We start from the raw sequence: 15,225 nt of genomic DNA, 5'->3' as shown, positions 1-15,225 counted from the left end.
AATCCTCGGCTTGTTTTTTGCCCGCCAAGACCTTCAGTGGATAGGGTGTTATGTCCGGAAAAGCGCAACAGCAGTCTCGTATCAAAGAGTTGATCACACTTGGTCGTGAGCAGGGTTACCTGACTTACGCGGAGGTCAACGACCACCTGCCGGAGGATATTTCAGATCCGGAACAGGTGGAAGACATCATCCGCATGATCAACGACATGGGGATCAACGTATTCGAGGTTGCGCCAGATAAGGATTCCCTTATGCTGGCCGACGCCGATACCGACGAAGCCGCGGCCGAAGAGGCAGCAGCAGCGTTGGCAGCGGTCGAGACCGACATTGGTCGCACCACCGACCCAGTGCGCATGTACATGCGCGAAATGGGTACGGTAGAGCTCCTCACACGTGAAGGCGAAATCGAAATCGCCAAACGTATTGAAGAGGGCATCCGTGAAGTGATGGGCGCAATTGCGCACTTCCCTGGCACGGTTGATCATATTCTGTCCGAGTACACTCGCGTCACCACCGAAGGTGGCCGCCTGTCCGACGTCCTGAGCGGTTATATCGACCCGGACGACGGCATTGCGCCGCCTGCTGCAGAAGTGCCGCCGCCGATCGATCCGAAAGCCGTGAAAGCGGATGACGACACCGACGACGATGAAGCTGAAGCCAGCACCGACGACGAAGAAGAAGCCGAAAGCGGTCCGGATCCGGTCATCGCAGCCCAGCGTTTTGGCGCTGTCTCCGATCAGATGGAAATCACCCGCAAGGCGCTGAAAAAGCACGGTCGTAGCAATAAGCTGGCAATCGCCGAGCTGTTGATACTGGCTGAGCTGTTCATGCCGATCAAACTGGTTCCGAAGCAATTCGAAGGCCTGGTCGAGCGTGTTCGCAGCGCCCTGGATCGCCTGCGTCAGCAAGAGCGCGCGATCATGCAGCTCTGCGTTCGTGATGCGCGCATGCCGCGTGCCGACTTCCTGCGCCAGTTCCCGGGCAACGAAGTTGACGAAAGCTGGACCGATGCACTGGCCAAGGGCAAAAGCAAATACGCTGAAGCCATTGGTCGCCTGCAACCGGACATCGTTCGTTGCCAGCAGAAGCTGACCGCGCTGCAAACCGAAACCGGTTTGACGATCGCCGAGATCAAGGACATCAACCGTCGCATGTCGATCGGTGAGGCCAAGGCCCGCCGCGCGAAGAAAGAGATGGTTGAAGCGAACTTGCGTCTGGTGATCTCCATCGCCAAGAAGTACACCAACCGCGGCCTGCAATTCCTCGATCTGATCCAGGAAGGCAACATCGGTTTGATGAAAGCGGTAGACAAGTTCGAATACCGCCGCGGCTACAAATTCTCGACTTATGCCACCTGGTGGATCCGTCAGGCGATCACTCGCTCGATCGCCGACCAGGCCCGCACCATCCGTATTCCGGTGCACATGATCGAGACGATCAACAAGCTCAACCGTATTTCCCGGCAGATGTTGCAGGAAATGGGTCGCGAACCGACCCCGGAAGAGCTGGGCGAACGCATGGAAATGCCTGAGGACAAGATCCGCAAGGTATTGAAGATCGCTAAAGAGCCGATCTCCATGGAAACCCCGATCGGTGATGACGAAGACTCCCACTTGGGTGACTTCATCGAAGACTCGACCATGCAGTCGCCAATCGATGTCGCCACCGTTGAGAGCCTTAAAGAAGCGACTCGCGAAGTTCTGTCCGGCCTCACTGCCCGTGAAGCCAAGGTTCTGCGCATGCGCTTCGGTATCGACATGAATACCGACCACACCCTTGAGGAGGTTGGTAAGCAGTTCGACGTGACCCGTGAGCGGATTCGTCAGATCGAAGCCAAGGCACTGCGCAAGCTGCGCCACCCGACGAGAAGCGAGCATTTGCGCTCCTTCCTCGACGAGTAATAACAGAACCCCCGGCCCAGGCCGGGGGTTTTGCTTTATGCAGATTAAATCCCTCGCACCTCCCCCCCGCCGCCTAGCCCGTCTACACTCGAAACATTCCCCCGAGCCATAACGAGACCGTTATGCCCAGACTGCCGACCGTGTTTTTTTTGCTGTCGCTGATGACCTGGACCGCAACGGCTGGCGCGCTGACTCTGACCGACGACGAACGTAGCTGGCTGAGCGCACACCCGGATTTGCGCCTGGGCGTGGACGCGTCCTGGCCGCCGTTTGAGTTTCGCGATGAACAGGGCCGCTATCAGGGCCTTGCTGCGGACTACATCAACGTGATCCGTCAACGGCTGGCCATCAAGCTCACGCCCATCGAACCGGTCAGCTGGACGGTCGTGCTGGAACAGGCCAAGCAAGGCAAGCTGGACGTTTTACCGGGCATCATGTCGACCCCGGAGCGCCAGTCCTACCTGTCGTTTACTCGCCCGTATCTTGACTTTCCAATTGTCATTCTGGCCCATGTCGGCGGCGCCCAACCGCACAAACTCGAAGACCTGTACGGGCTGAAGATCGCCGTGGTGGAAAACTATGCGCCCCATGAGCTGCTGCGCACCCACCACCCGGACCTGAATCTCGTGCCGATGTCCAGTGTGAGCTCGGCCTTGCAGGCATTGGCCACCGACGAAGTGGACGCCGTGGTGGGCGATCTCGCTTCCAGTGTCTGGAGCCTTCGCCAGCTCAAGCTCGAAGGGCTGTATGTCAGCGGCGAAACCCCCTACCGCTATCAACTGGCAATGGCTGTGCCTCCCGGCAACAAGGTTCTGGTCGGCATTCTGGACAAAGTGCTGGCGGACATGAGCCCCAGTGAAATCAGCGCCATTCAGGAACACTGGGTGGGCAATGTCCTGGAACATCGCACCTTCTGGTCGGACTTGCTGGTCTACGGCTTGCCGGGGTTGCTGTTTCTGACGGTCATGTTGGCCGTGGTGATCCGGATCAACCGACGCCTGAGCTCTGAAATTGCGCGCCGGGTCGACCTGGAGCAGGAACTGCGCAGCAGCGAGTACCACTATCGCGGGCTCGTCGAAAGTTTGTCGGCCATCGCCTGGGAAGCACGGATCAGCGATTTCACCTACAGCTACGTCTCACCCCATGCCGAAGACCTCCTCGGTTATCCCCTGTCTCATTGGCTGATTCCAGGCTTCTGGCGCAACATCATCCACCCCGCAGACCTGACCCGGGCACAGTCTTTTTGTGATCACGAAGTGCTGGCCGGGCGCGATCACAGCGTCGATTACAGGGTTATCACCGCCGACGGTCGCTGCCTGTGGGTGCGCGATATAGTCAGCCTGATCGAGCACGGTCATGAACCGATCATGCGCGGGCTGATGATCGATATCAGTGATGCCAAACGCACTGAAGAAGCGTTGAGTCTGTCCGAGCAAAAATTTGCTTCGGTCTTCCAGCAATGCCCGGACATTCTGGTGATCGCGCGACTGTCCGACGGTTGCCTACTGGAGGTGAACAAAGCCTTCGAAGAGCAAATCGGCCTCAGGGCTGAAGACGTCATCGGCCAGACCGCCACCGACCTCAACATCTGGGGCATCCCCGGCGTCGGGCCGGGTCTGTTGCAGCGATTGCAGGCTGGCAGCATCCGCAACCTGGAGATGCCTTTTCGCCGCAGTAACGGCCACGTGTTCACCGGCCTGATTTCCGCCGAGCCTTTTGATTTGAACACAACACCTGCCTTGGTGGTGGTGGTGCGTGATATCAGCCAGCTCAAAGAAACCCAGCAACAACTGCAAACGTCCGAAGAGAAATTCGCCAAGGCCTTCCACGCGTCCCCGGACGGTTTGTTGCTGTCGCGCCAGAGCGACGGATTGCTGCTGGAGGTCAATGAAGGTTTCAGCCGCATTACCGGCTTCAACAGCGCGATGTCCGTTGATCGATCGTCCCTGGACCTGGGGATATGGGTCAACCTCAACGAACGCAAACAGATGCTTGACCTGCTGCACCGGGATGGTTTCGTCCGCGACTTCAGTTGCCACATCCGCCGCAGCGACGGGCAGATTCGCCTCTGCGAGGTGTCGAGCCGCCCATTACCTATCGGTGATGACGACTGCATGTTGACCATCGCCCGGGACATCACCGAGCGGCACCTGATGCAGGAAAAGCTGCAACAGGCCGCCACCGTGTTCGAAAGCACGGCCGAAGGCGTGCTGATCACCGACACCCAGCAGCACATCAGCGCGGTCAACCGCGCGTTTACCGAGATTACCGGCTACAGCGAGAGCGAAGCACTGGGCCACACCCCTCGCCTGCTTGCCTCTGGCCTTCATGACAGCGCGTTTTATGCGGCGATGTGGCACCAGTTGACTGCAGAAGGTCATTGGCAAGGCGAAATCTCCAACCGCCGCAAAAATGGCGAACTCTACCCGAGCTGGCTGACCATCAGCGCCGTGCGTAACCGGGACAAGTTCATCACCCACTTTGTGGCGGTGTTCGCCGACATTTCCAGCCTCAAACACGCTCAGGCCAAACTCGACTACCAGGCGCACCACGACCCGCTGACCGGCTTGCCAAACCGCACACTGTTCGAGAGTCGACTGCAGACCGCGCTCAACACCCAACAGGAAAATGGTGGCCAAGGCGCCGTGCTGTTCCTCGACCTGGACCGCTTCAAACACATCAACGACAGCCTCGGCCACCCGGTCGGCGACCTGCTGCTCAAAGGCATCGCGGTGCGCCTCAAGGAGCAGCTACGCGACATCGATACCGTTGCGCGCCTGGGCGGTGACGAATTCATCATCCTGCTGCCGGGCCTGCAACAGAACAGCGATGCCGACAATATCGCGACCAAACTGCTCAACTGCTTCGGGGCGCCGTTCCAGGCCGGTGAACACGAGTTTTTCATCAGCGCCAGTATCGGCACCAGCCTGTACCCCAAGGACGGCTGCGACGTCGCCACGCTGGTCAAGAACGCCGATGCCGCGATGTACCGTTCCAAGGCGAAGGGGCGCAACCGGGTCGAAAGCTACACCCGCGACCTCACCGCCCAGGCCAGCGAGCGCGTGGCGCTGGAACACGAATTGCGCCGCGCCATCGAGCGCAACGAACTGTTCCTGCACTACCAGCCAAAAATCAGCCTCGACGACCATCGACTGGTCGGCGCCGAGGCACTGATTCGTTGGCATCACCCGACCTTTGGCATGGTGCCGCCAGAACACTTCATTCCCCTGGCCGAAGAAAACGGCATGATTCTGCAAATCGGCGACTGGGTCCTTGAAACCGCCTGCCGGCAAATGAACGAGTGGAATCAGGTGTATGAATGCCTCGGCCCGCTATCGGTCAACCTCGCTGGCGCCCAATTGCGTCAACCCAATCTGTTGGGGCGAATCGAACAATTGCTCAAGGACAGCCATCTCCAGCCCGGATTTTTGCAACTGGAGATTACCGAAAACTTCATCATGAGCCAGGCCGAAGAAGCGCTGGCGGTGCTGCACCAGCTCAAACAACTGGGCGTGCAGTTAGCCATCGATGACTTTGGTACTGGCTACTCGTCATTGAGCTATCTCAAGCGCCTGCCACTGGACATTCTCAAGATCGATCAGTCGTTCGTCCGCGGCCTGCCTGACGATCCGCATGATGCCGCCATCGTTCGCGCGATCATCGCCCTGGGCCGCAGCATGCAATTCACCGTCATCGCCGAGGGTGTGGAGACCCTGGCGCAACAGGAATTCCTCGCCGCCGAAGGCTGCGAACAGATCCAGGGTTACATCGTGAGCCCGCCTCTTCCCGCCGACGAATTCGCCGCGACGTTTCTTCGTATAGCCGTATCGGATTTTTCGGATAGCACAGCCGAGAAACCGTCGCTATAATCCGCGGCCTACTGAGGGCCTATAGCTCAGTTGGTTAGAGCAGAGGACTCATAATCCTTTGGTCCACGGTTCAAGTCCGTGTGGGCCCACCAAACAAAAAAGCCGCGCATTGCGCGGCTTTTTCGTGTCCGGCGTTCAGGCTCCCCAAGCTTTTTTCTTCAAAAGGCAGCTTAGTGTCGGCGTGGGCTTGCCACCTCAGTGGCGTCATTCCTAGACATACAATTGAATTTGACAAGCTAGCCTTGAACTTTAGGATGACTCAACCTATAAATACTATAGAAAACTAATGAGCCTCCTACTGCCTTTTCCACTGCCAAAAAAGAAAGCTCTCGAAATAATACGTGGGCTTTCGGAGGTATCGGAACGCATCTTCTACTCTCCGCATGCCAAGGCAAGGATGATTGAGCGAGGTGTGAGCATGCCGGATGTGATGGATTGTCTGGGCAAGGGGCAGATCACTGAAGGGCCGTTTCAGCAACCAGGGGGTGATTGGAGGTTTACTATTTCCTGGTTTAGAGCTGGGTCACCTCTCCAGGTCGTCGGCGCAATCGACGTTGATGACGACGGGACATTTCTCGTCATAGTGACCACGATACAAAAAAAGGGGTGAATTTTATGTACCACTACGTAGAGAGCGGCCTGCCAAATGTATGGCTTAGCAATGGCTTCGTGGTGAAAGAGACCGCGTATGGCGAGTCCGTCGCCATCACCGATGTGAAAGGCTTACATGACGTTATCGGCAAGGCCATCGCCGAGAAGACATCTGTGTTGACAGGGGCTGAGTTCCGATTTCTCAGGAAAGAGCTTGGGCTGTCTCAAGAAAGTCTCGCTGAGATCGTTGGTTTGACGAGCCAGGCTGTAGCAATCTGGGAAAAGACCGACAAAATCCCAATGGTGAACGACCGCTACTTGAGGGGCCTTTATCTCGAAGCCAAAACTGGCGAAGCGGATTTGATGGCAGCTATCAATACCATCAACAAATTGGACCACGACCTCTACAAACTGAATTTGGAGTTTGAAGGCGGATGGCATAACCAAGGTAATGCATGCGCTTGAATATGAATGCTGCGATAAAGCCCGGCGAAAATGCCGGGCTTTTTGTGTGCGAATGGCACAGCTTTGTCGTACTTGCGATTCACCCCCTACTTGGGCAACGCATACGCAATCACATAATCCCCACGATCCGTCGACTGACGCGCACCACCTACCGTCAGCAAGATGTACTGCTTGCCAGTCTTGGGCGAAACGTACGTCATCGGCCCTGACTGGCTACCCACCGGCAAACGCGCCTTCCAGATCTCATTGCCATTGCCGGTATCGAACGCACGCAGATAAAAATCCTGTGTCCCGGCGAAGAACAACAGCCCCGACTGGGTCGCCAGCGAAGCCCCCAGCGTTGGCATACCGATCGGGATCTGCAAGTGCATGCGAATACCCAACGGGCCGGTGTCTTGCACAGTGCCAACCGGAACCTGCCACATCAATTTGTGGGTCTTGAGGTCGATGGCGGACATGGTGCCAAACGGTGGTTTTTGACATGGAATGCCGGCCGCCGAGAGGAAGCGTTCGCGCATCGCACCGAACGGCGTGCCTTCCTGTGGCACAACACCCATTTCAATACCACTGGCCCCGGCGGCGATCTTGTTGCGCGGGATCATGTAGTTGGCGAGGCCGAGGCGCATGTCGTTGACGAACATGTAATTCGTGTTCGGGTCCACCGAAACACTGCCCCAGTTCATGCCACCCAACGAGCCGGGGAACTGCAACGCGCGATCAAGACCTGGTGGCGTGTAGACGCCTTCGTGGCGCATGCCTTTGAACTGGATGCGGCACATCAGTTGATCGAACGGCGTGGCGCCCCACATGTCGGACTCGGTCAATGTCTTGTTGCCGATTGACGGCATGTCCACCGAGAACGGCTGGGTCGGCGAATAACGTTCGCCGGGGACATTGCCTTGTGGCACCGGACGCTCTTCGACGCGGGCGATCGGTACGCCGGTTTCGCGGTTGAGCAGGAAGATCTCGCCCTGCTTGGTCACTTGCGCCAAGGCTGGCTGCAGGCCGCCCTTGTCGTCCGGCACGTCGTACAGCAGCGGTTGGGCGGGCAGGTCGAAGTCCCAGAGGTCGTGGTGAGTGGTCTGGAAGTGCCAGCGCACCTGACCGGTCTTCACGTCGATAGCGACGACGGACGAATTCCATTTGTCATCAAATGCCGTGCGCTGGCCACCAAAGAAGTCCGGGGTGGCGTTGCCGGTTGGCAGGTACACCAGACCGAGCTTGGCGTCGTAGGACATGGCCGACCAAACGTTCGGCGTGCCACGGGTATAGGTCTCCCCGGCAGGTGGGCGTTTGGTCGTGTTCGGATTGCCCGGATCCCAAGCCCACACCAGTTCGCCACTGCGCACGTCATAGGCGCGGACCACACCTGGCGGCTCGCCGGTGGAGTAGTTATCAGCCACGCGGCCGCCGACGATCACCACATTACCGGCGACCAACGGGGTCGAGGTTTGTTGGTAATAGCCCGGTTTCACTTCGCCCATGTCGGTCTTCAGGTCGACAGTGCCTTTATCGCCAAACTCTTCGCAGGGTTTGCCCGTGTCGGCATTGATGGCGATCAGGCGGGCATCGCCGGTCGGCAGAAACAGACGCTTCGTACAGGCAGTGGGCTGGGTATCCGAGGACGGCAGAGTTTCGGAGTAACCCAAGCCACGGCAGCGCTGCCAGTTCGGCGCAGTGCCTTGCGGGTCGAACTTCCAGCGCTGGGCGCCGGTGTCGGCATCCAGGGCGAAGACTTTGCCATAGGCGGTGCAGGTGTAGACCGTGTCGCCGATTTGCAGCGGGGTGTTCTGGTCTTCAGCGCCGGCACCGGTACTTTGCGGGACGTCGCCTGTGTGGAAGGTCCACGCGACTTGCAGCTTGTCGATGTTGCCTTTGTTGATCTGGTCCAGCGCGGCAAAGCGATTGCCGGCCGTGGTGTTGCCCCAATGCGCCCAGTCTTTCTGCTCAGTGCCCGGCGTCACCGGCGTTACCGCCGGTTCGATGGAGGCCTTGACCACATGCGTCGGCACAAACATGTAGGCCATCGTTGCGACGACGCCGACACCCAGGATACCGGCCAGGCCATATGCACCGCGGCCCACCGTCGCGCCTGAAGCACGCACCAGTGTCGGATACATCAACGCAACGACCAGACCGATCACGGCGAACGTCAACACTCGCGACACCAGCGGCCAGTAGTCGAAACCGGCATCCCATACTGCCCACATCGCAGTCAGGAACAACGCCAGACCATACAGCCACGCGCCTTGCGGCTTGCAACGGGCAATCATCAGGCCGGATACCAACATCGCCAGGCCCATCAGCAAGAAGTAAGCGCTGCCGCCCAGCGCAATCAGATAGCCGCCGCCACCTGCGAGGCCGAGCCCGATCAAGGCAATCAAAACACCCAGACCGCGCACCAGCCATTTGCCGCCGACGGCAGCCCCAGAATTATTCATGTCGGAAGTTTTCCCATTTGTGACAAGCGCGGAATGATGTACTACCTAGTTACTTATGGCAATTTGTCGCAATTGCAAATGTTCTGAACGGTACAAATACCCGTTCGAATATCGCCCACAAGCGTCCTGTCAAACGAGCCTGTAACATGCTCAGCCATTGTTCCACGCCACTGGAGACGCCCCTTGCCTGATACACGCCCACCGGTTCTTGACGAGATCGACCGCCAGTTGATCGCCGCCCTGCAGATCAACGCCCGCGAGAGCGTGGCCATGCTGGCCCGCCAATTGGGCATCGCTCGCACGACCGTCACCTCGCGTCTGGCGCGCCTGGAAAAGGCCCGGGTCATCACCGGTTACGGTGTGCGCCTCGGTCAGCGTGTGGTGGATGGCGGCTTGCAGGCGTACGTCGGGATTACCGTACAACCGCGCTCGGGCAAGGAAGTGCTGCGCCGGCTTAGTGCGATGGCGCAAGTTCAACAGTTGTGCGCAGTGAGTGGTGAATTTGATTATGTGGCGTGGCTGCGGACTGACTCGCCAGAGCAGCTGGATCAGTTGCTGGATCAGATCGGCAGTGTGGATGGGGTGGAGAAGACGACGACCTCTATTATTTTGAGTAGCAAGATTGATCGTGGGCAGCCGGTTTAGGTGCCAGGCTCGAGTTAATGGGTGGCTGATAGGGCCTCATCGCGAGCAGGCTCACTCCTACAGGGATCGGGTTTCGTCAGATTGAAATTCTCTGTCGTCATAATGATTGGTTTATTAGCAAAACGACGACACATTGCGTCTTATTAACGTGTTCTACGCTCACTAGAATGGCTGCCATCTTTTCCTATACTCAGACGCGCATCCCGCGTCGGGTCGCCAGCAAGGTCAGCCATGAACAAGAACAATCGCCATCCTGCAGACGGTAAGAAACCAGTCACCATTTTCGGCCCGGACTTTCCTTTCGCCTTCGACGACTGGATCGAACACCCGGCTGGCCTGGGCAGCATTCCTGCGCACAACCACGGTGCCGAGGTGGCGATTGTCGGCGCTGGCATCGCAGGCTTGGTGGCGGCTTATGAGCTGATGAAACTAGGCTTGAAACCCGTCGTATACGAAGCCTCGAAGATGGGCGGTCGCCTGCGCTCCCAGGCGTTCAACGGGACCGATGGAATCGTCGCCGAATTGGGCGGGATGCGCTTCCCGGTATCGTCTACCGCGTTCTATCACTACGTCGACAAACTCGGCCTGCAGACCAAGCCTTTTCCGAACCCGCTGACGCCCGCGTCGGGCAGCACGGTGATCGACATCGAAGGCAAAACCCATTACGCACAGAAACTGGCGGATCTTCCTGCACTGTTCCAGGAAGTGGCTGACGCCTGGGCAGATGCACTGGAAGCCGGTTCACAGTTCGCCGATATCCAGCAAGCGATCCGTGACCGTGACGTGCCGCGCCTCAAAGAATTGTGGAACACCCTGGTTCCGCTGTGGGACGACCGCACCTTCTACGACTTCGTCGCGACCTCAAAAGCCTTCGCCAAACTGTCGTTCCATCACCGCGAAGTGTTCGGTCAGGTTGGCTTCGGCACCGGCGGCTGGGACTCTGACTTCCCGAACTCGATGCTGGAAATTTTCCGGGTGGTGATGACCAACTGCGATGATCACCAGCACCTGGTCGTCGGCGGCGTCGAACAAGTCCCGCAAGGCATTTGGCGCCATGTGCCAGAACGCTGCGTGCACTGGCCCGAAGGCACCAGTCTCAAGTCTTTGCACCGAGGCGCGCCGCGCTCCGGGGTTAAAAAAATCGCCCACGCCGCTGAAGGCCGTTTTGCGGTCACCGACAACAACGGCGACACCCGCGAATACGCCGCTGTACTGACCACGTGCCAGAGCTGGCTGCTGACCACCCAGATCGAATGCGATGAAACCCTGTTCTCGCAAAAGATGTGGATGGCCCTCGACCGCACCCGCTACATGCAGTCGTCGAAGACTTTCGTGATGGTCGACCGCCCGTTCTGGAAGGACAAGGACCCGGAAACCGGCCGCGACCTGATGAGCATGACCCTCACCGACCGCCTGACCCGTGGCACTTATCTGTTCGATAACGGCGACGACAAGCCCGGCGTGATTTGCCTGTCGTACTCGTGGATGAGCGACGCGCTGAAGATGCTCCCGCACCCAGTGGAAAAACGCGTGAAGCTGGCATTGGACGCGTTGAAAAAGATCTACCCGAAAGTCGACATCGCCGCGCGCATCATCGGTGATCCGATCACCGTGTCGTGGGAAGCCGACCCGCATTTCCTCGGTGCTTTCAAAGGCGCCCTGCCCGGCCACTACCGCTACAACCAGCGCATGTATGCGCACTTCATGCAGGACGACATGCCGGCCGAGCAACGCGGGATTTTCATCGCCGGCGACGACGTATCGTGGACGCCAGCATGGGTTGAAGGCGCGGTGCAGACCTCGCTCAACGCGGTGTGGGGCATCATGAAACACTTCGGCGGTGAAACTCACGCCGAGAACCCGGGTCCAGGTGATGTGTTCAACGAGATCGGTCCGATCGCCCTGCCCGAGTAAGAGGAATCCGAAATGCGCGTAGCCCTTTACCAATGTCCACCGCTGCCCCTGGACGTCGCCGGCAATCTGCAACGCCTGCATCAGCTTGCACTGGAAGCGAAAGGCGCCGATCTGTTGGTGGTGCCGGAGATGTTCCTGACCGGCTACAACATCGGCGTCGATGCGGTCAGCGTCCTCGCCGAGGTGCACAACGGTGAGTCGGCGCAGCAGATTGCGCGCATTGCCAAGACGGCCGGGATTGCCATTTTGTATGGCTATCCGGAGCGCACCGAGGACGGGCAGATTTACAACGCCGTGCAGTTGATCGACGCCCACGGCGAGCGGTTGTGCAACTACCGCAAGACGCACTTGTTCGGCGACCTCGATCACTCGATGTTCAGCGCCGGGCAGGATGATTTTCCGCTGGTGGAGCTCAATGGCTGGAAACTTGGCTTCCTGATTTGCTACGACATGGAGTTCCCGGAAAACGCCCGGCGTCTGGCCCTGGCCGGCGCCGAGCTGATCCTGGTGCCGACGGCGAACATGATTCCCTTCGACTTCGTCGCCGACGTCACGGTCCGCGCCCGCGCTTTCGAGAATCAGTGCTACGTGGCCTACGCCAATTACTGCGGCCATGAAGGCGAGATCCACTACTGCGGCCAGAGCAGCATCGCCGCACCGGATGGCAGTCGCATCGCTCAGGCCGGCCTGGATGAAGCGCTGATTGTCGGCGAACTGGATCGTCAGTTGATGGCCGACTCCCGCGCCGCCAATCGCTACTTGATCGATCGCCGTCCCGAGCTTTACGGCGACCTTAACAAGCGCTGATCCCCTGTAATCCGCTAGCATTAGCGCTTCTCTGTACTGGAAGTGCTCATGCCTGCGCTGAATCACCCTCGCCCCGACACTGAAACCTTGGCCAATGGCTTGCGGGTGACGCTGCGTCATGCCCCGAATTTGAAGCGCTGCGCGGCGGTGCTGCGCGTTGCGGCGGGCAGTCACGATGTGCCGCTGGCGTGGCCCGGTATGGCGCATTTTCTGGAGCATTTGCTGTTTCTGGGGACGGAGCGCTTTCCTGCCGGGCAAGGGCTGATGGCCTACGTTCAGGGTCATGGCGGTCAGGTAAACGCACGAACCAATGAGCGCACGACCGACTTTTTTTTCGAGCTGCCGCCTCAGATGCTGGCCGATGGGCTGGAGCGTCTGTCAGACATGCTCGCTCATCCACGTATGAATCCGGACGATCAGTTGCGGGAACGGGAAGTGCTGCACGCGGAATTCGTCGCCTGGTCGAAGGATGCGGTGGCGCAACAGCAATTGGCCTTGTTCGATGGGCTTTCATCGACCCATCCCTTGCGCGGGTTTCATGCCGGCAACCGTGACAGCCTGCCAGTGCCGCAACCTGAGTTTCAGCAAGCGTTGCAGGATTTCCATCAGCGGTTTTATCAGACCGGGCAGATGACACTGAGCCTGGCCGGACCGCAGACTCTCGATGAGCTGCGTGAGATGGCTCAGCGTTTCAGCAAAGAGATTCCCGCTGGGCAACGAGTCCCGCAACAAGCGCCTGAGGCGCTGATGAACGCTTCGGAAACAACTTTTCAACAGACTGGCGAACGCCGGCTGGATCTTCTGTTCGCGTTCGAAACGTTACCTGAGTCATCGCCTGAGGCTCTGGCGTTTCTGTGCCATTGGCTGAACGCCGCGAAACCCGGCGGACTGGTGGCGACACTGCGAGAACAAGGCCTGGCTGACAGCCTGAAAGCTGCGCCGCTGTATCAATTCGCCGGGCAAGCCTTGCTGCACATTGAGTTCATCACCACTCAATCGGAAAGCGTGATTCGCCAACCGCTTCTCGACTGGCTGGGTTTTTTTGCCTCTCATCAAGACTGGGCCGGCTTGCGCGAAGAATACGCCGCCCTGCTGCAACGCCAGCAGCAAGTCAGCGGTGCCTTGCAGTTGGCCCAACGGGACAGTGAGCAACTGGAAACCGGGTTATCCGCGCAGGGCGTCGTAGCGCTGAAAGACATCCTGAACAAAATCGGCGCTGTGGATAACTTCAGCGGCGAATGGCAACTGCCGCCGCCAAATCCGTTTTTACGCAGCGAAGCGCCCGCGGCCAATGCCGGGCTGATTCGCGGCCAGACCAGCAAACACCGTGGCCTGCGCACGTTTGCCCAGGACCGCTCGCGCAGTCGTCGCGAAAACTCCCCGATGCAGTTCAGTTCGGTGCTGCCTGATAACACCGATGAAGGCGCGATTTATTTGCGCTGGCGACTCGACTTCACGCCTCTTGCCAGTCTTCAGTCGACATTGGAAAACCAGTTGAAGCCATTACGCGAAGATGCGCGTCAGGCGGGTATCGACTTTTCCTTCAGCGCATCAGGCAATGAATGGCTGCTGAAGATGACGGGGCTACAGGCATCGATGGCAACGGTCCTCGAACACGCTTTGAAAGAGCTGACAACACGTGGACTCTCACAGGATGAACCGCCAAGCGCCCCATTGATGCCGATCAAGCAACTGCTTAAGACGCTGCCTGGTCTTTGCCTTGAACCCGCCGCTGACTCAGGGGATTTGCAGCAGCTTTGGGCGGGCGCGCGTTGGGAAGGCCTGGCCGTTGGCCTGTCGTCGCAGACACAAGCAGCGATGGGTTTGGCGCTGAGCCGCGTGCCCGGCGTTGCGGATCGACCATCGTCGCCGCCCTCGATCAACTCGCAGCACCTGTGGACAACTGTCGACACCGGCTCCAGCGAACACGCGCTGTTGCTGTTCTGTCCGACGGCCACGCCGGACATCACCGACGAAGCCGCCTGGCGGCTGCTCGCGCACCTGTGCCAGACGCCGTTCTATCAGCGTCTGCGGGTCGAATTACAACTGGGTTATGCCGTGTTCAGCGCATTGCGCCAGATCCATGGGCAGACCGGGATTCTGTTCGGCGTGCAATCACCGAGCGTTGCACCGGCAGGCTTGCTGGAACACATCGAACACTTCCTAAGCGACTTGCCAGGCATGATCGCAGGCATGGAAGAGGTGGCGTTCACCGTCCAACGTCAATCCCTGGCAGACCAAATCGACCTGAACACCTTGCCCGTCCCTCAGGCCGCCGAACTGCTCTGGCAGGGCAAACTGGCTGGCCACTCGTCGGATTATCTGGAGCGCCTGACTGAAACACTTCTGCTGATCGACCGCGACGCATTACTGGCCGCAACACAGCGATTGAATCAGGCGCTCGGCGGATGGCGCTGCCTGGCCAGCGGCCCAAGGCCGAGCGCGGTTTGGCAAGTGACAAAATGATCATTACAGGCGCTGCAATTAGCTTTCTCAAAGATTCACGGGCAACCGCGCTGTAATTTTGAGTAACATAGCAACCTAACTATCTGAACATCTCCAGCTGGAGGTGGACTATATGTATAGATCTCA

The 15,225-nt window shown here is 58.8% G+C and carries 9 protein-coding genes and 1 tRNA gene; 9 read left to right on the top strand and 1 reads right to left on the bottom strand.

Annotated features, from left to right (window positions below; genetic code table 11):
* Nucleotides 1-50 precede the first annotated feature (50 nt).
* The 5 genes from rpoD to EAH78_RS29595 all read left to right on the top strand — a co-directional run bounded on the left by rpoD (nucleotide 51) and on the right by EAH78_RS29595 (nucleotide 6,826).
* A complete protein-coding gene (gene rpoD, locus EAH78_RS29615; RefSeq protein WP_140671609.1) occupies nucleotides 51-1,901 on the top strand; it encodes an RNA polymerase sigma factor RpoD in 1,851 nt (616 codons plus the stop codon).
* Between the two features lie 122 nt (nucleotides 1,902-2,023).
* A complete protein-coding gene (locus tag EAH78_RS29610) occupies nucleotides 2,024-5,770 on the top strand; it encodes a bifunctional diguanylate cyclase/phosphodiesterase (protein ID WP_140671606.1) in 3,747 nt (1,248 codons plus the stop codon).
* A gap of 15 nt (nucleotides 5,771-5,785) precedes the next feature.
* Nucleotides 5,786-5,862 (top strand) — tRNA-Ile (locus tag EAH78_RS29605).
* Nucleotides 5,863-6,056: 194 nt separating this feature from the next.
* Nucleotides 6,057-6,380 carry a DUF4258 domain-containing protein gene (locus EAH78_RS33475; RefSeq protein WP_140671603.1) on the top strand — a complete coding sequence of 108 codons (324 nt, stop codon included), beginning with the start codon at nucleotides 6,057-6,059 and terminating at the stop codon, nucleotides 6,378-6,380.
* 5 nt (nucleotides 6,381-6,385) lie between these two features.
* Complete coding sequence (locus EAH78_RS29595; protein WP_123433081.1) at nucleotides 6,386-6,826, top strand: transcriptional regulator; 441 nt, start codon at nucleotides 6,386-6,388, stop codon at nucleotides 6,824-6,826.
* An 86-nt stretch (nucleotides 6,827-6,912) separates the two neighbouring features.
* Here EAH78_RS29595 and EAH78_RS29590 read toward each other — a convergent pair whose 3' ends face one another.
* Nucleotides 6,913-9,267 carry a glucose/quinate/shikimate family membrane-bound PQQ-dependent dehydrogenase gene (locus EAH78_RS29590; RefSeq protein ID WP_140671601.1) on the bottom strand — a complete coding sequence of 785 codons (2,355 nt, stop codon included), beginning with the start codon at nucleotides 9,265-9,267 and terminating at the stop codon, nucleotides 6,913-6,915.
* A gap of 183 nt (nucleotides 9,268-9,450) precedes the next feature.
* Between EAH78_RS29590 and EAH78_RS29585 the strand changes: the two genes are divergently transcribed.
* From EAH78_RS29585 to pqqF, 4 genes are all read left to right on the top strand, one after another.
* The gene (locus EAH78_RS29585; protein ID WP_008067391.1) at nucleotides 9,451-9,912 is read left to right on the top strand and encodes an Lrp/AsnC family transcriptional regulator; all 462 of its coding nucleotides are present in this window, start codon (nucleotides 9,451-9,453) and stop codon (nucleotides 9,910-9,912) included.
* A gap of 231 nt (nucleotides 9,913-10,143) precedes the next feature.
* On the top strand, nucleotides 10,144-11,826 hold the full coding sequence (locus tag EAH78_RS29580) for a flavin monoamine oxidase family protein (protein ID WP_140671599.1): 1,683 nt from the start codon (nucleotides 10,144-10,146) through the stop codon (nucleotides 11,824-11,826).
* A 12-nt stretch (nucleotides 11,827-11,838) separates the two neighbouring features.
* The gene (locus tag EAH78_RS29575) at nucleotides 11,839-12,633 is read left to right on the top strand and encodes a carbon-nitrogen hydrolase family protein (protein WP_140671597.1); all 795 of its coding nucleotides are present in this window, start codon (nucleotides 11,839-11,841) and stop codon (nucleotides 12,631-12,633) included.
* Nucleotides 12,634-12,681: 48 nt separating this feature from the next.
* A complete protein-coding gene (gene pqqF, locus EAH78_RS29570) occupies nucleotides 12,682-15,099 on the top strand; it encodes a pyrroloquinoline quinone biosynthesis protein PqqF (protein ID WP_140671594.1) in 2,418 nt (805 codons plus the stop codon).
* Nucleotides 15,100-15,225: the final 126 nt, after the last annotated feature.

It is taken from the genome of Pseudomonas arsenicoxydans, assembly GCF_006438915.1.
Lineage (GTDB): Bacteria > Pseudomonadota > Gammaproteobacteria > Pseudomonadales > Pseudomonadaceae > Aquipseudomonas > Aquipseudomonas arsenicoxydans_A.
The sequence above is the reverse complement of the archived record's forward strand: the minus strand, read 5'-3'. Positions and strand labels throughout refer to the sequence as shown.